The 21,838-nt window shown below is 71.8% G+C and carries 21 protein-coding genes; 14 read left to right on the top strand and 7 right to left on the bottom strand.

Annotated elements, in window-relative coordinates; translation table 11 throughout:
• Positions 1 to 32 precede the first annotated feature (32 nt).
• Both ACQEVU_RS17790 and ACQEVU_RS17785 read left to right on the top strand, forming a co-directional pair.
• On the top strand, positions 33 to 1,577 hold the full coding sequence (locus tag ACQEVU_RS17790) for a serine/threonine-protein kinase (RefSeq protein WP_433324791.1): 1,545 nt from the start codon (positions 33 to 35) through the stop codon (positions 1,575 to 1,577).
• Between the two features lie 54 nt (positions 1,578 to 1,631).
• On the top strand, positions 1,632 to 2,669 hold the full coding sequence (locus ACQEVU_RS17785) for a DUF5996 family protein (RefSeq protein WP_433324789.1): 1,038 nt from the start codon (positions 1,632 to 1,634) through the stop codon (positions 2,667 to 2,669).
• Between the two features lie 180 nt (positions 2,670 to 2,849).
• Here the strand turns inward: ACQEVU_RS17785 and ACQEVU_RS17780 are convergent, their stop codons facing one another.
• On the bottom strand, positions 2,850 to 4,283 hold the full coding sequence (locus ACQEVU_RS17780) for a ricin-type beta-trefoil lectin domain protein (RefSeq protein WP_433324787.1): 1,434 nt from the start codon (positions 4,281 to 4,283) through the stop codon (positions 2,850 to 2,852).
• Between the two features lie 587 nt (positions 4,284 to 4,870).
• Here ACQEVU_RS17780 and ACQEVU_RS17775 point away from each other — a divergent pair.
• Positions 4,871 to 5,260: a VOC family protein gene (locus ACQEVU_RS17775; protein ID WP_433324785.1), complete on the top strand. Its 390-nt coding sequence runs from the start codon at positions 4,871 to 4,873 to the stop codon at positions 5,258 to 5,260.
• A 308-nt stretch (positions 5,261 to 5,568) separates the two neighbouring features.
• Positions 5,569 to 6,999: a carbohydrate-binding protein gene (locus ACQEVU_RS17770; protein WP_433324783.1), complete on the top strand. Its 1,431-nt coding sequence runs from the start codon at positions 5,569 to 5,571 to the stop codon at positions 6,997 to 6,999.
• Between the two features lie 49 nt (positions 7,000 to 7,048).
• On the opposite strand, the gene ACQEVU_RS17765 is transcribed toward ACQEVU_RS17770, so the two are convergent.
• Entirely contained in the window at positions 7,049 to 8,155 is a 1,107-nt protein-coding gene (locus tag ACQEVU_RS17765) for a DNA glycosylase AlkZ-like family protein (protein WP_433324781.1), read from the bottom strand.
• Positions 8,156 to 8,312: 157 nt separating this feature from the next.
• Here ACQEVU_RS17765 and ACQEVU_RS17760 point away from each other — a divergent pair, with 157 nt between their 5' ends.
• Positions 8,313 to 8,483, top strand: a complete 171-nt coding sequence (locus tag ACQEVU_RS17760) for a hypothetical protein (RefSeq protein WP_433324779.1) — start codon at positions 8,313 to 8,315, stop codon at positions 8,481 to 8,483.
• On the opposite strand, the gene ACQEVU_RS17755 is transcribed toward ACQEVU_RS17760, so the two are convergent.
• From ACQEVU_RS17755 to ACQEVU_RS17745, 3 genes are all read right to left on the bottom strand, one after another.
• Positions 8,470 to 9,456: a zinc-dependent alcohol dehydrogenase family protein gene (locus ACQEVU_RS17755; protein WP_433324777.1), complete on the bottom strand. Its 987-nt coding sequence runs from the start codon at positions 9,454 to 9,456 to the stop codon at positions 8,470 to 8,472. The genes ACQEVU_RS17760 and ACQEVU_RS17755 overlap by 14 nt on opposite strands.
• A 96-nt stretch (positions 9,457 to 9,552) precedes the next feature.
• Complete coding sequence (locus tag ACQEVU_RS17750; protein WP_433324775.1) at positions 9,553 to 10,539, bottom strand: serine hydrolase domain-containing protein; 987 nt, start codon at positions 10,537 to 10,539, stop codon at positions 9,553 to 9,555.
• A 95-nt stretch (positions 10,540 to 10,634) separates the two neighbouring features.
• Entirely contained in the window at positions 10,635 to 11,531 is an 897-nt protein-coding gene (locus ACQEVU_RS17745; protein ID WP_433324773.1) for an SAM-dependent methyltransferase, read from the bottom strand.
• A 259-nt stretch (positions 11,532 to 11,790) separates the two neighbouring features.
• Between ACQEVU_RS17745 and ACQEVU_RS17740 the strand changes: the two genes are divergently transcribed.
• From ACQEVU_RS17740 to ACQEVU_RS17715, 6 genes are all read left to right on the top strand, one after another.
• Positions 11,791 to 13,233, top strand: coding sequence for a ricin-type beta-trefoil lectin domain protein (locus tag ACQEVU_RS17740; protein ID WP_433324771.1), 1,443 nt, complete (start codon positions 11,791 to 11,793; stop codon positions 13,231 to 13,233).
• Between the two features lie 167 nt (positions 13,234 to 13,400).
• Positions 13,401 to 14,177 carry a hypothetical protein gene (locus tag ACQEVU_RS17735; protein WP_433324769.1) on the top strand — a complete coding sequence of 259 codons (777 nt, stop codon included), beginning with the start codon at positions 13,401 to 13,403 and terminating at the stop codon, positions 14,175 to 14,177.
• 79 nt (positions 14,178 to 14,256) lie between these two features.
• On the top strand, positions 14,257 to 14,799 hold the full coding sequence (locus ACQEVU_RS17730; protein ID WP_433324767.1) for a SigE family RNA polymerase sigma factor: 543 nt from the start codon (positions 14,257 to 14,259) through the stop codon (positions 14,797 to 14,799).
• A complete protein-coding gene (locus ACQEVU_RS17725) occupies positions 14,796 to 15,998 on the top strand; it encodes a hypothetical protein (RefSeq protein WP_433324765.1) in 1,203 nt (400 codons plus the stop codon). Before ACQEVU_RS17730 ends, ACQEVU_RS17725 begins: the two co-directional genes overlap by 4 nt.
• Positions 15,999 to 16,131: 133 nt before the next feature.
• A complete protein-coding gene (locus ACQEVU_RS17720) occupies positions 16,132 to 16,989 on the top strand; it encodes a S1 family peptidase (protein WP_433324763.1) in 858 nt (285 codons plus the stop codon).
• A gap of 114 nt (positions 16,990 to 17,103) precedes the next feature.
• Positions 17,104 to 17,598, top strand: coding sequence for a YceI family protein (locus ACQEVU_RS17715; RefSeq protein WP_433324761.1), 495 nt, complete (start codon positions 17,104 to 17,106; stop codon positions 17,596 to 17,598).
• On the opposite strand, the gene ACQEVU_RS17710 is transcribed toward ACQEVU_RS17715, so the two are convergent.
• Both ACQEVU_RS17710 and ACQEVU_RS17705 read right to left on the bottom strand, forming a co-directional pair.
• On the bottom strand, positions 17,595 to 18,806 hold the full coding sequence (locus ACQEVU_RS17710; RefSeq protein WP_433324759.1) for a sensor histidine kinase: 1,212 nt from the start codon (positions 18,804 to 18,806) through the stop codon (positions 17,595 to 17,597). The two genes, ACQEVU_RS17715 and ACQEVU_RS17710, sit on opposite strands and share 4 nt — an antisense overlap.
• Positions 18,803 to 19,477 (bottom strand): response regulator transcription factor, encoded by a 675-nt coding sequence (locus ACQEVU_RS17705; protein ID WP_433324757.1) that lies wholly within the window; start codon positions 19,475 to 19,477, stop codon positions 18,803 to 18,805. Before ACQEVU_RS17705 ends, ACQEVU_RS17710 begins: the two co-directional genes overlap by 4 nt.
• A 64-nt stretch (positions 19,478 to 19,541) precedes the next feature.
• Between ACQEVU_RS17705 and ACQEVU_RS17700 the strand changes: the two genes are divergently transcribed.
• From ACQEVU_RS17700 to ACQEVU_RS17690, 3 genes are read left to right on the top strand one after another with little or no spacing between them, the layout of a single operon-like run.
• Positions 19,542 to 20,006 carry a DUF2231 domain-containing protein gene (locus tag ACQEVU_RS17700; protein WP_433324755.1) on the top strand — a complete coding sequence of 155 codons (465 nt, stop codon included), beginning with the start codon at positions 19,542 to 19,544 and terminating at the stop codon, positions 20,004 to 20,006.
• 11 nt (positions 20,007 to 20,017) lie between these two features.
• Positions 20,018 to 21,358, top strand: coding sequence for a ferredoxin reductase family protein (locus ACQEVU_RS17695; protein WP_433324753.1), 1,341 nt, complete (start codon positions 20,018 to 20,020; stop codon positions 21,356 to 21,358).
• Positions 21,359 to 21,368: 10 nt separating this feature from the next.
• A complete protein-coding gene (locus ACQEVU_RS17690) occupies positions 21,369 to 21,827 on the top strand; it encodes an FMN-binding protein (RefSeq protein WP_433324751.1) in 459 nt (152 codons plus the stop codon).
• Positions 21,828 to 21,838: the final 11 nt, after the last annotated feature.

Genomic DNA, 21,838 nt, shown 5'->3' with positions numbered 1-21,838 from the left:
GCCGACGCAGATGTTCCCCAACAGTTAGGTCAATGGTGTCGTGGTCGGATGAGTCGAGCCGGCGCGGGCCCGCGTCGGTGTGGACCGCCGGGATGCGCGTGCACGACCGGTTCGCGCTGCGTGAGCGGATCGGCACGGGCGGGATGTCGGAGGTGTGGCGGGCGGAGGACGAGGTGCTGGGCCGCGCGGTGGCGGTGAAGATGCTCACCGCGCCCCTGGCCATGGACCCGCTGCTGCGCGCCGCGACCTGGACGGAGGCGCGCGCCGCGGCGCGCCTGGCCCATCCGCACGTGACGCAGGTGTACGACTACGGCGAGGCCGCGCTGCCGAACGGCACCACGGTGGCGTACCTGGTGATGGAGCTCGTCGAGGGGCAGAGCCTCGCCGATCGGCTGCGGCAGGGGCCGCTGCCGTGGCCGGAGGCGACCGCGGTGGCCGCCGAGGTCGCCGCGGCGCTGGCCGCCGCCCATCGCGTCGGCGTGGTGCACCGTGACATCAAGCCCGGCAACGTGATGCTGACCGCCGCGGGCGCCAAGATCCTCGACTTCGGCATCGCCGCGCTCGGCGGGGGCGAGTCGGCCGCTGACGGCGACCGGCTGGTCGGCACCCCCGCGTACGCGGCACCGGAGCGGCTCCAGCCGGGCGCGGCGGCGCCCGAGAGCGACGTCTATGCGCTGGGCGTGCTGCTGTACGAGGCGCTGACCGGGCGGCGGCCCGTCAAGGCGCTGACCTGGCAGGAGGCGGCCGAGGCGCACCGGGCGGCGGCCGAGGGGGCACCGGCGCCGCCGCTGGACGTGCCGGGCCTGCCCCGGCAGGTGCGGCGGCTGTGCATGGACTGCCTGTCCGCCGATCCGGCCCAGCGGCCGACCGCGGAGGACGCGGCGCGGGGACTGGCCGCGGCGGCCGGCCGGCAGCCACCGGTCACGACCGCCCTTCCGACCGTCGTGGGCGCCCCGCCGCCGGCAACACACGCCCCGCCGTCCTCGGCGCAGGGCGCCCGGGCCGGCTATGCCGTCGGGTCCGCGCCGCTGCCGCACCCGGCCACCACGGTCGCGCCCGCTGAGCTCGGCTTCGATGTCGAGCCCGACGGTGTGGCGGAGAGGCACCTGCCCCGGCCGGTGCTCGCCGCGCTGGTCGGCGCCGTGGTGGTGCTTGGCGTCGCCCTGGCCGTGGTGACCGCGATGCTGCTGTCCCGTCCCCCGGACCAAACCGCCCAGTCGGCCGGGTCCGGCGCCCCGTCGGGTCAGCCGAGCCAGACGACCCAGGCCGGCTCGTCGGGGCCGCCCGCCACGACGGCGTCCCCGCTGCCGGCCGCCACCACCCCGCAGGAGATCGCGGACCGGCTCGAGGCCACGATCGCCGACGCGATCGCCGCGGGCACGATCGACGCCAAGGCCGCGGACAAGCTGCGCGAGAAGGTCGACGACCTGCGCCAGAACGCCGGCCGCGGCAAGGTGCGCAAGTCCGCGCAGGAGCTGCAGCGCACGATCGACCAGCTGCGCAAGGACGGGCAGGTCGACGACCAGACGGCGGCGCAGCTCATCCGCCTGTTGCGGCCCCTGTTGAGCGACGACTGAACGTCACTACGGCGAACCGCGCTCAACCTCGTCACATCGGGTCATGGCCGGCGCATGATCGGGTCCGTTTCGGGCAGCGCTGCCTTGTCCGATGCCAGGAGCCGATGCCGCATGCCGGGGAGGTCGGAGATGACCAGTGAGCAGGGGCGTTGGGCGGCCCTTCCGGTCACCGAGTGGGAGCCCACATACGACACGCTGCACATGTACACCCAGATCATCGGAAAGATCTCGCTGGCGCTACGGCCGATGACGAACCACTGGTGGCAGGTCGCGCTGGAGCTTTCGGCCAGGGGTTTGCGGACTGCGGCCATCCCGCATGGTGCCCGTACCTTCGAAATGGAATTCGATTTCCTCGACCATGCGCTGCACATCGACGCCGAGGGCGGTGAGCGGCGCAGCATCGGCTTGGGCGGGTCCGTGCGCGACTTCTACACCGACACGATGGCGGCGCTGGACGATCTGGGGCTGCACGTGCCGATCTGGACCGTGCCGGTGGAGGTACCGGATCCGATTCCGTTCGACGAGGACACCGTGCATTCGACATATGACCCGGCCCAGGCGGAGCGCTACTGGCACATTCTGTGCCAGGTCGAGGGGGTTTTCGACGAGTTCCGGGCCCTCTTCACCGGCAAGGCCAGCCCGGTGCAGTTCTACTGGGGCTCATTCGACCTCGCCACGACCCGCTACTCCGGCCGGCCGACCGAGCCGCCGCCGGGCGCCGACACGATCACCCGGTTCAGTTACACCGCCGAACAGAGCTCGCTCGGCTTCTGGCCCGGCGGCACCTGGCTCAACGGCACGCGCGTCGAGCAGCCGGTCTTCTACTCCTACACCTATCCGGAGCCGCCGGGAGTTCGCAGCCAGCCGGTCAGCCCCGCATCGGCGTCCTTCGACAACGGGCTCGGCGAGTTCGTACTGAGCTACGACGACGTCCGGCGGGCGGACGATCCGCGCCGGGCGATCCTCGACTTCGCCCAGACCACGTACGAAGCGGGTGCCCGGCTTCAGCATTGGCCGCGCGACGTCCTCGAATGGACGCCGCCGACGCCACCCAGCTACCGCCGGGCGATGACCGCAGCCGGAAGCGGATAACGTCCTTGCCAGTCGGACCGCTACGGCGCGATCGGGTGCCGTGTCGATCGTAGGTATGGATGCCGAAATCCCGGCCGGCGGGGTCGTCATCGTCGCGAAGGTGCCATGCTGAATGGGCGACGAGAGGCGATGGTTGCCCCGCCGCGGGGGCAACCATCGTTCGTTTCGTGTCCCTTTCGCTTATCCCTTGTACTGCGCGACCACGCGGGTGAAGTCCCACGCGTTCTGGCTGACGCCGCTGCAGGTGTCGTCGTTGGGGTACGCGCCGGGGCACGGCCGGTCGCGGTTCTGCGACCAGTACGTGAAGCGCGCGATGTGGTGCTGCTGTGCGTACGCCAGGATCGTCTGGAAGTCGGCCACGGTCACGCGGGCGCCCTCGTCGGTAATGCCGTTCATCGACGAGATGCCGACGTGGCGGTACGCGGTGTCGTCGTTCCAGCCGTAGGCGGTCTTGAGGCGGTTCTTGAGGCCGTCGGCCGCCTGGGTGGTGAGCACGCCCTGGTTGCCGGTCGAGTTGCCCCAGTCGAACGTCATGATGCCCCAGCCGTCGACCACGAGCCCGGCCGCGGCCGCCCGGTTGATCAGCGAGGCGTCCGGTCCGGTGGTGCCGCTGCCCAGGGTGATGTACTCGACGATGCCCGGGTTGTTCGCCTTGATGATCTTCAACGCGTCGACGGTCTTCTGCTGGTCGGTCGCGTTGTTGTACGGGGTGCCCTCGATGTCGATGTCGATGGCCTTGAGGTTGTACGTCGAGATGACCTTCTGGTAGGCGGCGGCGAGCGCGGTGGCGCTCGTGCAGTAGTGCTCCAACCACGGGCCCGATGCGCCGCCGAACGAGATGACGACGTCGCCGCCGTTGGCTCGGATGGTGTTGATCGTGGACTGGTCAACCCCGCCGGTCAGGCTGCGACCGCCGTCCCACAGCGGGTTGCAGTTGCCGTTGTTGAGCATGAACGCCATCGTGAACCACCGGACGCCGGTCGCGTTCATGACCGTCGTCGGGTTCGGCGGGTTGCCCCAGCCCTCGTAGAGGTACGGCGCCGCCGCCATGACGCCCGGGCCGGGCGGGTTGGTGGTCGGTGGGGTGCTGGTGGGTGGGTTGGTGGGGCCGCTGCCGGGGAGGGTCCATTTCTGGTTGGCGCCGCCGCCGCAGGTCCAGATTTGCAGGCGGGTGCCGTCGGCGGAGCTGACGCCGGTGGCGTCGAGGCATTTGCCGGAGTTGGTGTTGATGAGCTGGCCGTTGGTGGCGGTCCATTTTTGTGCGCCGGTGCCGTTGCAGTCGTAGAGCTGGACTTTGGCGCCGTCGGCGGTGCTGGCGGCGGTGACGTCGAGGCATTTGCCGAGTGCCTGGATGCTGTTGTCGGTGTTGGCGACGGTCCAGGTCTGGGCGTTGGTGCCGTTGCAGGTCCACAGTTGTACGGCGGTGCCGTTGGCGGGGTTGGCGCCGGCGACGTCGACGCATTTGCCGCCGAATCCGGTGATCGGCCCGCTGGCGGCGGCCGAGGCGGCGGTCATGCCGGCGGCGGCCACGCCGATGACGGTGACGGCCGTCGCGGCGACGGCGAACCCGATACGCCGCCGCGACCGGCGTCGGGTGGTGGTTGAGGGTGTCACGTGCGGCTCCCTTTCTGGGCGGCGCCCGCACCGGACCGTGGGTTGGGGGTGGTCCGCGTGTCAGGCGGGAGCAGTCCCCGGCCGACCGCGTTGTGACGGCAGAGGTCGGATCTGTCAAGGAAGTTAACAGATCTCCCGGAGGCTATGCCGACACCCTGAGGCAAGTCAATATACGACCTGAATTAAGGTCCTGAGCTGCTGACTTAAGGTCTCAGGGGGCGTCGGGCGCTGGTGACGGCTCGTCGTCGGGGAGCTGCGCCGGGCAACGGCCACGCCAGCCACCAGAAGCAATGGGAGCACCACGAGGCCGGCACCGATGAGGAACCGCATGGTGGCGATGTCGACCTTGCCGTCCGACCACCCGTGCTTCCCCACGCGAATCATCATGCGACACGAACGCCAGGGGCCCCTTCGCCCGAGGTCGCGGAACGGCCGGTAGACCAAGCTGTCGGGCAGGTCTCGGAAGGCGACAGCGCGCAAACGGCTCAGCCCGTCGCGGCGATCCACCGGCCCAGCCCAATTCGCATGCTCCGGGTGTGGCCGGGTAGCCATCGCGTCAGGTAGCGCACGAGTCGGGAGGCATTGCGATGTCCGTACAGCTCAATCACACGATTGTCGCGGCCCGCGACAAGGAGACGTCCGCCAAGTTCCTGGCGACGATGCTGGGGTTGCCGGTGGGGCCTCGCTTCGGCCCGTTCATCCCGGTCGAGGTGAGCAATGGCGTCACCCTGGACTTCGTCGATACCGGCGGTGAGCCCATCACCTCTCAGCACTATGCGTTTCTAGTCTCGGACAACGACTTCGACGCCATTTTCGGCCGGATCAAGGAGGCCGGAGTCGCCTACTACGCCGATCCCCACCACCACGAGCCGCAGCAGATCAACCACCGCGACGCCGGTCGCGGTGTGTACTTCGACGACCCGAACGGGCACAACCTGGAGATCCTTACGCGCCCGTACGGCAGCGGCTCGGCCTGATTCGACCGAATGCTCCGACGCCGGCGTGCGCCCGCGCGCCGCGGATGACCCGGCCCACGTCCGCGCCGGCCAGGGTTACCCCGGCCGCGAGGCGCACCAACGGCGAACGTCGTCGCGGCGGCGTCCAGTGGCGGGAGGGTGACGCTCCGCCGCTCGCCGGATTGTTACAGCGCACCTAAGGTTGTGGACTCTTACATTTAATAATGTTAACTGATAGCCTTCCTCACCATCGTCCATCGATGGTGAGGAGTTCAATGAGATCTCGACGTCGTACATGGGCCCTAGCAGCGGGCGCGGCACTGACAATCGTGACGACCTTGGCTCTCGTGCCCATGCTCCAGGCGGAGGCCGCCACCAACGCCGCCCAGGCCGCCTGCACCGCCCCGGCCTGGGCAGAAGGCAACACCTACACCGTCGGCACCCAGGTCACGTACCAGGGTCACACGTACCAGGCCCTGCAGACGCACACCGCCTACCCGGGCACCGGCTGGACCCCCTCCACCACGCCGTCGCTGTGGAAAGACCTCGGCGCGTGCACCGGAGGTGGCGGCCCGACCACGCCGCCGCCGACCACGCCGTCGGGTGTTCCGTCCGCGCCGTCGAACCTGCGGGTGACCGCGACGACGAACACGAGCTTCACGCTGGCGTGGAACGCTTCCAGCGGTACCGTCACCGGATATCGGGTCTATGAGGGCACGACCGTGCGCGCCACGGTCACCGCGACCTCCGCCACCGTCTCCGGCCTGGCCGCCGGCTCCACGCACACCTACACGGTCAAGGCCTACAACGCCCAGGGCGAGTCGGGCGCCTCGAACAGCGTCACCGCCACCACCACCGGCGGCACCAACCCGCCCCCGTCCGGCGGCGCCGCGGCACCCTACCTCTACATGGGCTGGGGCGACCCGCCCAACCCGCAGACCGTCCAGTCCGCCACCGGCATCAAATGGTTCACCATGGCCTTCGTCCTCTCCGGCGGCGGCTGCTCCGCCGCCTGGGACGGCAGCCGGCCCCTCACCGGCGGCGTCGACGCCACCGCCATCAGCCAGATCCGCGCCGGCGGCGGCGACATCGTCCCGTCCTTCGGCGGCTGGAGCGGCAACAAGCTCGGCCCCAACTGCTCCACCCCCGCCGCCCTCGCCGGCGCCTACCAGTCCGTGATCAACGCCTACGGCCTCAAAGCCATCGACATCGACATCGAAAACACCGACGAGTTCGAGAACGACACCGTCCGCAACCGCATCGTCGACGCCCTCAAGATCGTCAAGCAGAACAACCCGGCACTGAAGGTCATCGTCACCTTCGGCACCGCCACCACCGGCCCCGGCTACTACGCCCAGCAGCTCATCAGCCGCGCCGCCTCCACCAACGCGGGCATCGACGTCTTCACCATCATGCCCTTCGACTTCGGCGGCGGCGCCAACATGTACCAGAGCACCGTCAACGCCTCCGAAGGCCTCAAGACGATGCTCAAGTCGTCCTTCGGCTGGGACGACGCCACTGCCTACCGCCACATGGGTATCTCCGGCATGAACGGCCTGTCCGACCAGCAGGAGAACACCTCCCCCGCCCAATGGCAGCAGATCCGCGACTACGCCCAGAACAACCACCTCGCCCGCCTGGCGTTCTGGTCGGTCAACCGCGACCGGCCCTGCCCCGGCGGCGGCGTCGTCTCCAACTGCAGCGGCATCTCCCAGAACAACTGGCAGTTCACCCAGATCACGGCCACCTTCACCGGCTGATCTGAACCCTCCCGAGGGGCCGGCGCCCTACGGCGCCGGCCCCTTCCCATCAGACGCGGGCCGGCAGGGCCGGAGTCAGATTGAGCCAGTCCGCCAGGTCGTTGATCTCGTGCCGTACTGCCGCGGTCATCGCCTTGCTGAACGGAACGTCCTGGTGGATGGCGTCCACCCGGAGCACGCCGGCCTTGCGGTCGGCGGTGGCGTCGAGCTTGCCGACCAGCCGGTCGCCGTACAGGATCGGGAGCGCCCAGTAGCCCCAGCGGCGCTTGGCGGCCGGCTTGTACATCTCCAGCTGGTAGTCGTACTCGAACAGCTCGGTCATCCGCTTGCGGTCGTACACGAGCCGGTCCAGCGGGGACAGCAACGCGGCGCGGCCGGTGAAGGTCCGGTCCAGCAGCTCCGGGTCGACCCGCCATTCGCCCTTCACGCCCTCGACCACCGCCGGCTCGCCCGCGCTGCGGACGTCAAGCGGCTCGACCGGGTTCTCCGCGGCACGGGCGCGCGCGATGCCCAGCGAACGCAGCCGGCGCTCGTCACGGATCCGCACCGCGTCCTCGTAGGGCACCACGTCGTCCGGGTAAACCCGCTCGGCGAGGTCCCACAGCCGATGGGCGCCGCGCCCACCGGCGGCCGCGACCTCGCCGCGCTGCACGAGGAAATCGATCATCCTCTGGACGTTGCGATCGTTCGTCCAGCCGGAGGAGCGCCACGGGATCACGCACGTGTCCGGCAGCTCACGCGCGGGCAGCGGCCCGTCGGCGCGGAGCCGGGCGAGGATGTCCAGCCGGCAGCCGTTGTTGGCCTCCACCCAGCCCTGCACGCCCTCCTGCCAATCACGCAGCGGCGGACGCCCCGGCCACTCGGCCATCTCCGCCCGATACAGCGCGAGGTCCTCCGGCGGCCGGATCAGGCCGCGCAGCTCCAGCAGGGCCTGCTCGTCGACGGCGTCGCGCAGCTGCGCCGGGGAGTAGCCGGAGCCGAGACGGCTCCACAGGACCAGGTCGGCGTTGGGCGCGACGGCCGCGGTCGGATCGTTCTGCAGGAACGTCAACCGGCGCACAACGTCGAACATCCCGCTCGGACGGTAGGCGTCCAGCAGTTGGGCCCGCACGGCAAGGCGGCGGGCGTCGGTGCGGGACAGGGTGTGCACAGTCACGAACCGAGACTATGCGGAGGGTACGACAAGAATCGGCGATGTCCGCGTCGAGCGGTCCCGACAGGTCATCGGCCGCGGCGAGCGTCGTGGCTCCGGGGCCGCGGCGGCGGTCTACGCGCCGTTCTCGGTCGGCGGCCACACCTGCCTCGGCGCCGGCATGACCCAGGTGCTGGCGGTGGCCACGATCGCGATGCTGGTCCGGCGGCTGCGCCTCGCGCCGGCGAACCCGCAACGCCCGCTGCGGATCACGGCCACGCCCGGCCCGAACCCCGGCCGGCGGTTCAGGATCTCGGCCTCACCGCGCGAGCACGGCGTCAGGCGAACGTGAACAGGACCTTTCCGCTGCGCCCCGGCGTCATCGCGTGTTCGATCGCCCGGTGGTAGTCGTCCAGGCGGTAGGTCGCGTCGATCGGGACGGTCAGCTCGCCGCTGACGACGAGGTCGTTGAGCGCGTGGTACGTCTGTTCGATCTCGGTGCGTGGGGCGTGGCGCAGCCAGTTGAGCAGCCAGAACCCGGTGTGCGTCACCTCTTTGAAGATGATGTCGTGCGCGCGGACCGCCGGGGGCGCGTCGGTCACGTAGGCGTAGCTGACGATCGTGCCCCGGAACCGCAGCGCCGCCGCGAGGTCGGCGACGACCGGGCCGGCCGTGGCATCCAGCGCCAGGCCGAGCTCCGCACCGTCCAGCGCGTCGGCGATCTGCGCGGGCAGGTCGTCCCCGGCGACGATCACGCGGTCTCCGCCGGCGTCACGCACCGTCCGGGCCGCGGCCTCGCGCCGCACGACGTTGAGTGTCTTGAGGCCCTGCAGCCGGGCGAGGGCGATGATGCACAGGCCGACGGCGGAGTTGGCGGCGTTCAGGCCGACCCAGTCGCCGGGAGCGAGCTTGGCGAACTTGTGCAGCAACAGGTACGCGGTCGCCGGGTTGATCGGCAGCATGGCGAGCTGCAGCCGGTCGCCGTCCTCGCGGATCGGCACGACGTTGCGGTACGACGTTGCCACCTGCTCCGCCCAGGTGCCCTGTTCGTAGTTGGGCAGGATGACGACCCTCCGCCCGACCAGCTCCCGGCCCGCGCCGCCGCCCGCGTCGATCACCCGCCCGACTCCCTCGCCGCCGAGCGGGCTCGGCAGCGGCGGCCGCACCCCGTAGTCACCCCGGACGAGCAGGAAGTCGGACGGGTTGACGGGCGCGGCCTCCATCTCGACCAGGATGTCGTCGGACCCCAGCACCGGATGCGACACCCGTTCCAGCGATACGGACTCGCGCGGATCGCCGTACGACGTGACGAGCAGCTGCGACATGAGATCCCCCTGGATCAGCGGCCTGCTACGTCGGCGGCATATGCCCCGCCACCGCCGCATCATGCGGCGAAGGCGTGACGAGCACCGGCCCGGCCGTCAGGCCAGTTCGGGGAGGATGACGTGCTCCAGCACGGCGAGCGGGGTGCGCCACTGATCAGGGCCGTCGTAGTTGCCGGCCGTGACGGCCACGACGAGGTCCAGGTCGGGCAGGATGAACAGGCGCTGGCCGCCGTTGCCCATGCCGGCCACCAGCCGGTGGCCGGCGATGGATTCGATGTACCAGTGGTAGCCGTACTGCGCGCCCCAGGCGGTCTTGAGACGTGGCTGCAGCATCGTGCGAATCCAGTCGGCCGGGACGATCCGCTGCCCCTCCCAGGCTCCCTCGGCCAGCACCAGCTCGCCGATTCTGGCCAGGTCGCGGGGTGTGAGTCGCAGCCCGGACGCGGCGGAGGCCACGCCATCCGCGCCGGTGATCCACTCGAAGCGCTCGATGCCCAGCGGCGCGAACAGCGCGGCCTGCCCGTACTGCGGCAGCAACTGCCCGGTGCCGTCGGCGATCAGCTGACCGAGCAGGGCGGTGGCACCGCCGCAGTAATTCCATTGGGCGCCGGGCGGCTCGAGGATCGGTCGCTCCAGGATGTACCGGAACCGGTCCGGCGCCAGTTCCATCGCGATTTCGGCATTGGCCGGGCTGTTGTACGGGAGATCTTCGCGCCATTCCAGGCCCAGCGACATCGTCAGCGCGTGCTCGATGGTGAGCCGGGCCCGCTGGGGGTCGGCCGCGAGATCAGGGTACTTGGGAAAATGCCGCAGCAGCGGTTCGGCGGGCGACGGGACGAGCCCTTCGCCGAGCGCGATGCCGTACAACAGCGCGGTCACGCTTTTGGTGACTGACCGGATGTCGTGCAGCGTCTCGGATCCGAACTCGACGACGCCCAACGAGTCGCCCCAGGAGAAGTCCTCGCCGGTCCCGTAGTACTCCAGCAGGGTCCGGCCACCGCGAACCGCCGCGACGGCGTGCAGGCCGCCGACCCGGCCGGCTTGGCGCATCTCGTCGAGGCGGTCACGCATCTGCGTCGTCATGGGGCACTCCGAAACGGCGAGGTCGGCGAGCGGAACGGTAGACCCGTTATACCGGATTTCGGGGGGGTGCGATGTGACCCGGCGACGCCTCGCGGTCAGCGCAGGCCCACGGTCAGGCCGGGTGCGCCGGGCGGAAGCTGGATCCGGCGGATCGCCGTCAGACCGTGCGCCGCGAGCAGCCGTGCCGCCGACTCGCCGTCCAGCGGCGTGCCGCCGTAGCCGACGGTCTTGAAGCGGGCGATCGCGTTCTCCAGTTCGGTGCCCTCGTAGATGCCGTGCCCGATCATCAGCATGCCGCCGGGTCGCAACGCGGCGGCGATGCGGGCGACGCCGTTGCTGAAGGCCGGTTGGGGAATGAAGGGCGCCGGAATCCAGGCGAGGTCGTAGGCGGCCTCGTCGGCCAGTTCGGCCACGTCCGCCTGGCGTACCTCGACCCGCTCGGCGACCGGGGACGCCTCGATCTGGGCCTGCGCCAGCCGCAGTACCCTCGGCATGACGTCGAGGCCGGTCACGTGCAGCTGCGGGAACGCCTGGGCGTAGCCGATCGCGAGCGCACCGACGCCGGTGCCCACGTCGAGCATCCGGGCGCCCGGCCGGGCGAGGCGGTCGGCGAAACCCGCGAAGTGTGGCAGCACGAACGTCGTGAACAGCGTCGCCGCCGATGCGCTGGCCCGGCCCTGCGCGATCAGCGTTTCGTCGCTGTGGGCCGACCAGTCGGCGTGCGATCCGCTCACCAGCGCGGTGGCCTGCAGCAGCGGCGAGGCGGCCATGCCGTGGACCTGCTCCGCGGAGAACGGCATGCGCGGCGGATCGGCCAGCACGTCGCCCAGCCCGGCCGCGGCCATGACGGCGCGAGCCGTGGCGGCGAGGTCACCGCCGGCCGCGCCGTCGGTGACCACGGCCAGTGCGGCCAGGCACGTGGCGCCCAGGTCCCATTCGCGCACCGCACCGGCGATCCGCACGGCTGCCTGTTCGTCGCTCGTCTCGTCCACAAACGCTCCCGTGAAATGCCGGTGGCCCGGGGGGAAGTCCGTCCGGGTCACCCTAGTACCGTCGGCCGCCACATGCCGCAAGAAGCTTAAAGCGGCAGCTCAGTAGCTTAATTCAAGTCTTATATTGACTTGCTTTGGGATAGCGGAATAGCCTCCGGTGGATCTGTTAACAGTCTTGACAGATTCGACTCCCGCCTGACACGCGGACCACCCCCAACCCACGGTCCGGTGCGGGCGCCGCCCAGAAAGGGAGCCGCACGTGACACCCTCAACCACCACCCGACGCCGGTCGCGGCGGCGTATCGGGTTCGCCGTCGCCGCGACGGCCGTCACCGTCATCGGCGTGGCCGCCGCCGGCATGACCGCCGCCTCGGCCGCCGCCAGCGGGCCGATCACCGGATTCGGCGGCAAATGCGTCGACGTCGCCGGCGCCAACCCCGCCAACGGCACCGCCGTACAACTGTGGACCTGCAACGGCACCAACGCCCAGACCTGGACCGTCGCCAACACCGACAACAGCATCCAGGCACTCGGCAAATGCCTCGACGTCACCGCCGCCAGCACCGCCGACGGCGCCAAAGTCCAGCTCTACGACTGCAACGGCACCGGCGCACAAAAATGGACCGCCACCAACGGCCAGCTCATCAACACCAACTCCGGCAAATGCCTCGACGCCACCGGCGTCAGCTCCGCCGACGGCACCCGCCTGCAAATCTGGACCTGCGGCGGCGGCGCCAACCAGAAATGGACCCTCCCCGGCAGCGGCCCCACCAACCCACCCACCAGCACCCCACCGACCACCAAGGCGTTTCCCTTCGCGCCCTACATCGCCACGTTCATCGGTGACGACGTGGCGAAATTCGCCACCGACAGCGGGCAGAAGTTCTACACCCTCGGATTCGTCAACGGCACCGGCAACTGCCAGCCGATCTGGTCGACCGACGACACCCGGCTGCGGGGCAACGTGGCCCGGCTGCGCGCGATGGGAGGCGACATCATCGTCTCCTCCGGCGGCTGGGACGCCGACGACCTGGTCAGCCACTGCACGACACCGGCGGCCATCGCCGCCGCGTACCAGAGCGTGCTGACCGCATACGCGACGACGTACCTGGACATCGACGCCGAGCACGGCGACGTGCACAACAACCTCGACCGCGCGGTGGTCGACAAGCGCAACGACGCGCTGAAGATCATGCAGGACAACCTGCGCGCGGCCGGCAAGACGTTCCACCTGTCGTTCACGCTCGGGGTCAGCCCGGCCGGCGGCCTCAGCGGCGAGAACCTCTACGTCCTGCAGTCGGCGGTCACCCGCGGCCTCGAGTTCGAGGTGGTCAACCCGATGACCATGGACTACTACGACGGCGTGTCCGGCAGCCGGATGGGCCAGGCCAGCATCGACGCCTTGAAGAAGGTTGAGAGCCAGCTGAAGACGCTGCTGCCCGGGCGCAGCGACGCGCAGCTGTGGACCATGATCGCGGCGACCCCGATGATCGGCCAGAACGACGACCCGACCGAGAAGTTCACGCTGGCCGACGCGCAGCTGCTGCTCGCCTTCGCTCAGCAGCAACACATGGCCCGGCTGAGCTTCTGGGCGATCAACCGCGACTTCGGATGCGCCGCCGGCACCCTGAGCGGTACGTGCAGCGGCATCACCCAGCCGAACTACGGCTTCAGCAACATCTTCCGGCAGTTCACCGGCTGAGCGAATCCGTACCCGCTTCGAGCTCGCCCGCGCCGGCGCACCCAACCTCCGCGCCGGCGCGGGCCAGCGACGCCGGTCGGAAGCTCGGCTCGTAAAAGCCGTTGTTGGGCGCGGCCCTCGATGCCATCCTCTCGGAGTCCCGACCATCGACGGCTGAAGGGGGAGCCATGACGAAGTTCCGAGTCAACGTCTGCCTGCAGCCGTGCGCAGCCGACGAGGTCCACGCCAAGCTTGCCGCCGCGATGGCGCCGTTCGACCAGAACCTCACCGATGACTGGAATCCGGCCGGCGAATGGGACTGGTGGCGCATCGACGCCAGCCGCGGTTACCGATTCGCGGTCAGGCCCGAGCACGACGGCGATCCGCGACTCGTCCACGGGGATGACGATCTCGAGCCGCTGCACTGCGACGGCGGGCCGCGGGGCCTGCTCGACTTCGACGCGACGCGCCGCCAGGCCGTCGACCGGGCCCGCGCTGAATGGCACGCCGAGCAGCGCGACTTCCAGAGGCTGGTCGCCGACCACCCTGCGGCGCAGCCGTTGACCGCGTTCCTGGCGCGCCACGAAGCCGACCCGGAAGGTTACCCGCGTGAGGTGGCCGTCGCCGACCACCACGCCCAGCCGCTGGTTCGTGCGCTCAACCACCAGTCGGCCTGGGAACGCTACCCGAGCCTCGGGATCTGGGTGCTCGGGCCCAACGCCGACCCGATCACCAGCTTCACCCGCGACCCCCAGCCGGTGTTCGACGACGCGGCCGCGTGGGCCGTGACCAGCTACGCCCTGCTGACCATCGATGGCCGGTGGATCGACCCCGACCAGCTCGGTCCGTTCGCGGGGCTCCGGGAACGCCAGGACGCCGGCAGCGCCTACGCCCGGCAGTCCAACGCCTACCTCGACAGCCTCGAGGAGGACTGCATCATCGTGCGGCTGCTGTGCCACTGCTGAACGGGATACCGACCTGACGGACCCAACCGATCGGCGGCCAGGGCGCATCTGAGGGCTGGAGCGGCGGAAGGGGCCCTGGTTGCGTGACGAGTTCGAGCGGGAGTACGTGGAGTACCTCCGCGTCCGCATGCCGCACCTGCGCCGGCTGGCCTACCTGCTGACCGGCGACTTCGACCGCGCCGACGACGTGGTGCAGACGACGGCGACCAGCCTGTACCTGAAGTGGCGGCAGGTCCGGGCGGCGGACAGCGTCGATGCGTACGTGCGGAAGATGATCGTCCACACGTTCCTCGCCGAGCAGCGCCGCGCGTGGGCGAAAACCTGGCTCACCGACCGGTTGCCCGAACGGGCCGCCGCCGCGCAGCCGACCGACGACGCCCTGGTCGTCCGGGCCGCGCTGCGCCGGCTCCCCGCCAGGCAGCAGGCGGTGCTGGTGCTGCGCTTCCTGTACGACCTGCCGGTCAACGAGGTCGCCGCCACGCTCGGCTGCGCGCCCGGCACCGTCAAGAGTCAGACGTCGGACGGCCTGGCCGCCCTGCGCCGCATCCTCGGCACCGCCGAGGCGGGCAGGTCGCGGGCGGGGAGTGCCGCTGCGAAGTACCCCAGCGGAGGTGCCTGGTGAACGACGAACTCGAGGCCCAGGCCCTCACGCCGCTGATGCGGCCGCAGCCGATGCCGCCGTCCAAGGTGGACATCGTGCGGGCGCTCACCGAAGGCCGGCGCCGCGAGCGAAGCCGCCGCCTGCTCGCGGTCACCGCGGTTGGCGTCGCCGTCGGTGCCGTCCTCATCGGGGTGTCGGCCTTCGCGCTGGAGCGGCAGCCGCCGCAGATCGCAACGCCGCGTCCGACGGCGGCGCCGACCCGCAACGGCTGCGACGTGCAGCGGCTGCCCACGCCGGGCGACGGCCCGGCCACCGTCGTCGCGGTCGACCCGGCAGGGCGGTATGCGGTGGGCGCACTGGATGAGCGCCCAGACGCCGAGCAGGGCAGGGGCACGGTGCTGCTGTGGACGGACGGGGTGCTGCAGCCGGTGGACGGCGCGCCGCTGCCGAACCCCTATCCGTCGGGCGTCAGCACCGCGGGTGTCGTGATCGGCAACAGCGGCGGCGCGGACACGTCGGTGCCGTGGATCCTCAAGGACGGGACGTTCACCACGCTCGCCACCCCGCCGGGCGCCGGCATGGTCTCCGCGGAGGGGATCAACGCCGCCGGCGACATCGTCGGCACCGCGCGGTGGCAGGAGGGCGGCCGGGACACGAAGGCGCGGATCGTGCGTTGGAGTGTGGCGCACCCCGAGCAGTTCGCGTACGTGACGACCAGCCCGGCGATCGCCCGTGCCGCGAGCGTCGCCGACGACGGCACCGTCGCCGGGCAGGGGCTGGAGCCCGGGAACGACCCGCAGTCGTACGTGTGGGGCCCGGACGGCACCCCACGGCTGCTCACACGCTCCGACGGCGCTCCAGCGCACCGCGCGAACCACATCGCCGGAGACTGGGCGATCGGCTCCTTCGAGGACGGCAGCACGTGGTTCGACCAGGGCGTGCGCTGGAACCTCAGGACCGGCGAGGCGCGCGAGCTCGGCACGTTCGTGCCGGGTGCCGTCGACGCGTCCGGGCGGATGTTCGGCGTCGTGATGCGCAGCGCGGACGACACCCCGCCGGCGCTCTGGGAGGACGGGACAGTGCTGGAGATGCCGGTGCTGTCCGACGGGGAGTCGGCGGTGGTGACGTCGATGAGCGCGGACGGCAGGACCGCGGTCGGCTGGCTGACCCGCAGCAAGAACGACCCCGTCGTGCCGGTGCGGTGGACGTGCCGCCGCTGACGCCGCGACTCGGCAGCTCCGGCCATCGATGCAGCCCACTGTTGCAATCTCATCGATGGACGCCAATACTCAAGGGCAGCGTCAGGAAGCCGGTGGACCACCTCTCCCACCGCCGGCCTGAAAGGAGCTGACGATGGACAATGCAGTTCACGCACGGCGCCGGAGCTCGCGGCTGATCGCCGCCGTCTTCGGTGCACTCGCCGCCGGGGCGTTCGCGTTCCCGGCGGGGGCCCTCGCGGCGCCCGGCTACAGTGCCGGGCAGCTCGCCGCGGCCAGCGACACCGTCGAACGGTCCGGGGTCGCCGGGATAGCCTGGCACACGGACGCCGCCAGCGGGCACGTCGTCGTGACGGCCGACAGCACGGTGTCGGACGCCGCGATCGCGAAGCTCAAGCAGAGCGGCGCGGTCCGGGTCGAACGTACCGCGGGCGTGTTCTCCCCGCTGCTGTCGGCCGGCGCGGCGATCTACGGCGGGCAGTACCGCTGCTCGCTCGGCTTCAACGTGGTCAGCGGGAGCACCTACTACTTCCTCACCGCGGGGCACTGCGGCGCGGTGGCCTCCACGTGGTACACCAACTCGGGCCACACCACGCTGATCGGCTCGAACGTGGGGTACACCTTCCCGGGCAGTGACTACGCGCTGGTGCGCTACAGCAACACGTCGCTGAGCCACCCCGGCGGCTACACGGTCGCCGACGCGTACGTCGGTGAGGCCGTGAAGCGCACCGGGTCGACCACCGGCACCCACAGCGGCACCGTCACCGCGCTCAACGCGACCGTCCGCTACAGCGGCAGCCCGGGCGGCACCGTCCGCGGGCTCATCCAGACGACGGTGTGCGCCGAGGGCGGCGACTCCGGCGGACCGCTCTACGACGGCACCAAGGCGCTCGGCCTCACCTCCGGCGGCAGCGGCAACTGCACCTCGGGCGGCACCACGTTCTTCCAGCCGGCCCGCGCGGCGGCCAGCCACTTCGGCGTGACCATCTACTGAGCATTCACCCCGGAACGGACGGGCCCGACCGGACCGGTCGGGCCCGTCCGGTTCAGTGCCCGGTTCAGTGGCGGTACGGATGTCCGCGGCGGCCCGCCGCGGCAGGCTCGCCATATGCAGACCTGGACCATCGAGGCACCGGTCTGGGCCCGGTTCGCGGCCCGGAACTTCGGCTTCAACATCGTGCGCGGGCGGATCGCGGTGACCGCCGGCACCATCGAGATCGACCCGGACGGGCGCCCGGTGCGGCTGTCCGGCACGCTGGACCCGGCGTCGATCGACACCGGCAACCGCCGCCGCGACCGGGACCTGCGCGGGCCGCGCTTCCTCGACGTGGCGCACCACCCGCACATGGAGATCACCGCCGAGCGCATCGAACCCACCGCGACCGGGTGGCGTGCCGCGGCCCGGTTCCGCGTCGCGGGCCGAAACACTCCACTATGGATCGACGGGTCCATCGACGGCGGGCTGTCGGCCGCGGGCACCGCGCGGCTGGACCTGCGCGACGCGGGCATCCGGGTCCCGCGCATCCTCGTCGGCCGGCACGTCGACCTGAGCGTCTCCGCCCGGCTCGTCCAGCGCCCCACGGACGCGGACGGCCGGCGTTAAACAGCGGCGGCCGGGAGGATCATGGTGAAGCGGGCGCCCTGGCCCGGGCTGCCCTCGATGCGCAGCTGGCCGCCGTGTGCCTCGAGCACCTCCCGGACGAGGGCCAGGCCGAGGCCGAAGCGGCGGCCCGGCCGGTCGGCCGGCTGCTCGCCGCGGGCGAAACGGGCCAGCAGCCGCTCGGCCTGCGCCGGGTCCAGGCCCACGCCGTCGTCGACGACCGCGAGGAGCACCTGCCGTTGCGTGCCGCTCACGGCGACCGTGACGGTGCCGCCCGCGGCGACGTGGGCGATGGCGTTGTCGACCAGCGCCGCCAGGGCGCGCCGCAGCGAGGAGCGGACCCCGGTGACCATGACCGGTTCCTCGCCGGCGTCGGTGCACAGCGTGACGTCCTGCGTCTGCGCGTGCGGGGCCACGGAGGCGACGAGCTCCCGGGCCAGTTCGGCGGCGTCGACCGGCTCGCCGCCGGCCGGGCGGTGCGACAGCTCGGCGGACAGCAGCAGGTCCTCGACCACCTCGCGCAGCGCGCGCGTGTCGGCGACCAGCTCGTCGGCCTCGGCCCGCATCCGCTCCGCGTCGGCGCCGCGGGCCAGCCGCCGCTGCAGCAGTTCGGCGCGGGTGTGCAGCACGGCCAGCGGGGTGCGCAGCTCGTGGCTGGCGTCGGCGACGAAGCGGCGCTGCAGCGACAGGGCCCGCGCCAGCGGGCGCACCGCCCGGCGGCCGAGCACGGCACCGATCGAGGCGGCCGCGGCGATGCCCACGAGGCCGGCGAGCAGCAGCGATCCGATGAGCCGCTCCCCCGACTCCTCCCGGGCGGTGACGTCGAGCAGGCCGACCGTCCGCGTGCCGTCGGCGCGGTCCACCACGAACACCTCGAACTCGCGGTTTCCCGCCGACGTGTTGCCACGCCCCGGCCGTAACCGGGCGACGTCGACGCGCAGCACGGCGGCCGGCGTGCCGGGGCTCGCCGCCACCTCGCCCTCCGGCGTGCGCCGCAGCAGTACGACCCCGTCGGTGCCGGTCAGGTCCGCGCCGGCGGCCAGGGTCACCGCGCGGACGGTGCGCTCCTCGTCGCGGTGCTCGCTGTGGATGGTCAGCGAGAAGGCCAGCACGCTGACCAGCGCGACGGTCGCCGCGACCGCCGCGGCGACCTGCACTGCGATCGCAACGGTGGCCCGGCGCAGCAGGCGGGACTCGGGGTCGACGGTCATGCGCCGCCGAACTGGTAGCCCAGGCCGCGCACGGTCCGGATCACCGGCCGGCCGAGCTTGCGGCGCAGGTAGTGCACGTAGGTGTCGACGACCCCGGGGTTGGCGCCGTCGTCGAACACCAGCGTGAGCAGGCTGTTGCGGCTGAAGACCTGCTGCGGCCGGCCGGCCAGCGTCTGCAGCAGCGCGCACTCGCGATCGGACAGCGTCACCACGGCGCCGGCCTGGTCGCGCACCTGCCGGGTCGTGACGTCGAGCCAGCGCCGGCCGAGCTGGAGCAGGTCGGCCCGGTCCGGGTGGCGGCGGCGCAGGGCGCGCAGCCGCGCCAGCAGCTCGTCCGCGTCGAAGGGCTTGGTGAGGTAGTCCTCGGCCCCGGCGTCGAGCCCCTCCACCCGGTCGGCGACCGTCGCCCGGGCGGTGAGCACGAGCGCCGGCGTGGTGACGCCGCGCCCGCGCAGCCGGCGCAGCAGCTCCAGCCCCTCGATCGCCGGCAGCCGCCGGTCGACCACGAGGACGTCGTACGAGCGGGAGAGCCCGAGGTGCAGCCCCTGCTGCCCGTCGCGGGCCGGGTCGACGACGTAGCCCTCGTCGGCGAGCAGCTCCTCGAGCACGCCGGCGAGGCGGCGGTCGTCCTCGACCAGCAGCAGCCGGGGCGGTGTAGGGGCGTCGACCACGGGGTCCAGCTTGACACGCGGTGGTCTAAGAAAACTCTGAGAACGGCTGGGCACAGTGGCCTTCGTGCCTGACACCATCAACGGCCTCCCGCTGCACCCGCTCGTGGTGCACGCCGTCGTCGTCCTGCTGCCGCTGGCCACCCTCGGCGTGATCGCCATCGCGGTCCGGCCCGCCTGGCGGGCCCGCTTCGGGCCGGTCGTGATCGGCCTGGCCGCGCTGGCCACCGTGGCGATCCCGATCGCCACGAGCACCGGCGACCAGCTCGCCGAGCGCGTCGGCCTCCCCCACGACCACGCCGAGCTCGGCGACAGCCTCATCTACTTCGCGGTACCGCTGCTCGCGGCCGCCGTCGCACTGGTCTGGCTGGAACGCCGCCGCGCCGCCGGGTCGTCGCGGCCCGTGACGCACACAGTGGTCGCGGTGCTCGCCGTCGCCGTCGCGCTGGCCAGCCTCGTCCAGGTCATCCGGGTCGGCGACTCCGGCGCGCAGGCGGTCTGGGGCCGCAGCGCGGCCGCCGGCGAGAAGTAGCACCGGTCACCATGCGGACCGGCCGGCAGCCATGGAGCGGGTGGGCGGACGTCGCCGGGGCGGCGGCGATGCTCAGTGTGCTCGTGGTCGTCGCGCTCTGGGTGCACAGCCGGGGCCTGCAGGACCTCGGCAGCGCCGCGCCGGGGCTGTCCTCGCTGGGCCGGCTCACCGGGCTGGTCTCGGCCGACCTGTTGCTGCTGCAGGTGCTGCTCATGGCCCGCGTGCCGTGGGTGGAGCGCAGCTTCGGCCAGGACCGCCTCGCCCGCTGGCACCGCTGGACCGGGTTCACGTCGTTCCACCTGATGCTCGCGCACATCGTCCTGATCACCATCGGCTATGCGGCGAGCGACCACGCGGGCGTGCTGGGCGAGCTGTGGCGGCTGGTCGTCACCTACCCGGGGATGCTGCTGGCGGCCGCGGCGTCCGTCGCGCTCACCATGGTGGTGGTGTCGTCGGTCCGGGCCGCCCGGCGCCGGCTGCGCTACGAGTCGTGGCATCTGCTGCATCTGTACGCGTACCTCGGCGTCGGCCTGGCCCTGCCGCACGAGCTGTGGACGGGCACCGACTTCGTCGCCTCGGCGCCGGCCCGCGCGTACTGGTGGACGCTGTACCTCGGCGCGGCGGGCGGCCTCGTGCTGTTCCGGTTGGGCCTGCCGGCCTGGCGCACCCTGCGGCACCGGCCGGTCGTCGCGGCCGTCGTCCCGGAGGGCCCCGGGGTGTTCTCGGTGCACCTGCGCGGCCGGCACCTCGACCGGCTGCCGGCCCGGGCGGGGCAGTTCTTCCTCTGGCGCTTCCTCGACGGGCCGGGCTGGTCGCGGGCCAACCCGTACTCTCTGTCGGCGGCGCCCCGCCCGGACCGGCTGCGGCTGACCGTGAAGGACCTCGGCGAGGGAAGCCGGCGGGTCGCGACGCTCCGGCCCGGCACCAGGGTGATCGTCGAGGGTCCCTACGGCCGGATGACCGCGCCACCGGCCGACGGGCGGCCGGTCACCATGCTGGCCAGCGGGGTCGGCATCACGCCGCTGCGCGCGCTGCTCGACGAGATCCGGGCGCCGGTCACGCTGCTGTACCGCGCACGGGCGGCGGACGACCTCGTCTTCGCCGCCGAGCTGGACGCCGCGGTGGCCGCCGGCCGGCTGCGGATCGGCTACCTGGTCGGGCCGCGCTCGCGGGAGGGCTCCTGGGTGCCGGCGGGCTTCCGCGACGACCAGCTTCGCCGCTGGGTGCCGGGCATCCGCGAGCATCATGTCTTCGTCTGCGGTCCGGACGCCTGGATGCGGGCCGCCTCGGCGGCCGTGCTGGACGCCGGCGTACCCCCGCAGCGCCTGCACACGGAGCGGTTCAACTGGTAGGAGCACGCGGATGAGGCGGATCACGCTGTGGCTGGTATCCACGGTGGCGGTGCTGGTGCTGTTGTTCAGCTACCGGACCAGCACGATGGGCGCCACGGCACCCAACCAGCCCGGGGTCGTCGGGGCGGCGCCGGGCGTGGTGCCGGCCGCGCCCGAGGCGTCGGCGGGCGCGTCGGCCGCGACCGGCACGACCGTGGTCAACGGCACCGTCGTGCAGACCCGCTGGGGGCCGGTCCAGGTACAGGTGACCATCGCCGGCGGCAAGATCACCGAGGTGGCCGCGCTGCGGGTGCCGGACGGCAACCGGCGCGACCACGAGATCAACAGCTACGCGGTGCCGATGCTGCGCGACGAGGTCCTGCGGGCGCAGAGCGCACGCATCGACTCGGTGTCGGGAGCGACGGTGACCAGCGACGGCTACCGCCGCTCCCTGCAGGCCGCGCTGGACGCCGCCCACTTCAAATCGTGAACGCGGGCCGG

Origin of the sequence: Dactylosporangium sp. CA-139066 (assembly GCF_050936175.1) — a bacterium.
Lineage (GTDB): Bacteria > Actinomycetota > Actinomycetes > Mycobacteriales > Micromonosporaceae > Dactylosporangium.
Note: the sequence above shows the minus strand (reverse complement) of the source record. Positions and strands in the feature narration are given on the sequence as shown.

What these genes read in the sequence shown, in the direction of transcription:
- ACQEVU_RS17790 (WP_433324791.1), top strand. Translation starts at nt 33, where the DNA reads ATGGTGTCGTGGTCGGATGAGTCGAGCCGGCGCGGGCCCGCGTCGGTG.
- ACQEVU_RS17785 (WP_433324789.1), top strand. Translation starts at nt 1,632, where the DNA reads ATGATCGGGTCCGTTTCGGGCAGCGCTGCCTTGTCCGATGCCAGGAGC.
- ACQEVU_RS17775 (WP_433324785.1), top strand. Translation starts at nt 4,871, where the DNA reads ATGTCCGTACAGCTCAATCACACGATTGTCGCGGCCCGCGACAAGGAG.
- ACQEVU_RS17760 (WP_433324779.1), top strand. Translation starts at nt 8,313, where the DNA reads ATGACCCAGGTGCTGGCGGTGGCCACGATCGCGATGCTGGTCCGGCGG.
- ACQEVU_RS17755 (WP_433324777.1), bottom strand. Translation starts at nt 9,456, where the DNA reads ATGTCGCAGCTGCTCGTCACGTCGTACGGCGATCCGCGCGAGTCCGTA.
- ACQEVU_RS17750 (WP_433324775.1), bottom strand. Translation starts at nt 10,539, where the DNA reads ATGACGACGCAGATGCGTGACCGCCTCGACGAGATGCGCCAAGCCGGC.
- ACQEVU_RS17735 (WP_433324769.1), top strand. Translation starts at nt 13,401, where the DNA reads ATGACGAAGTTCCGAGTCAACGTCTGCCTGCAGCCGTGCGCAGCCGAC.
- ACQEVU_RS17720 (WP_433324763.1), top strand. Translation starts at nt 16,132, where the DNA reads ATGGACAATGCAGTTCACGCACGGCGCCGGAGCTCGCGGCTGATCGCC.
- ACQEVU_RS17715 (WP_433324761.1), top strand. Translation starts at nt 17,104, where the DNA reads ATGCAGACCTGGACCATCGAGGCACCGGTCTGGGCCCGGTTCGCGGCC.
- ACQEVU_RS17710 (WP_433324759.1), bottom strand. Translation starts at nt 18,806, where the DNA reads ATGACCGTCGACCCCGAGTCCCGCCTGCTGCGCCGGGCCACCGTTGCG.
- ACQEVU_RS17695 (WP_433324753.1), top strand. Translation starts at nt 20,018, where the DNA reads ATGCGGACCGGCCGGCAGCCATGGAGCGGGTGGGCGGACGTCGCCGGG.
- ACQEVU_RS17690 (WP_433324751.1), top strand. Translation starts at nt 21,369, where the DNA reads ATGAGGCGGATCACGCTGTGGCTGGTATCCACGGTGGCGGTGCTGGTG.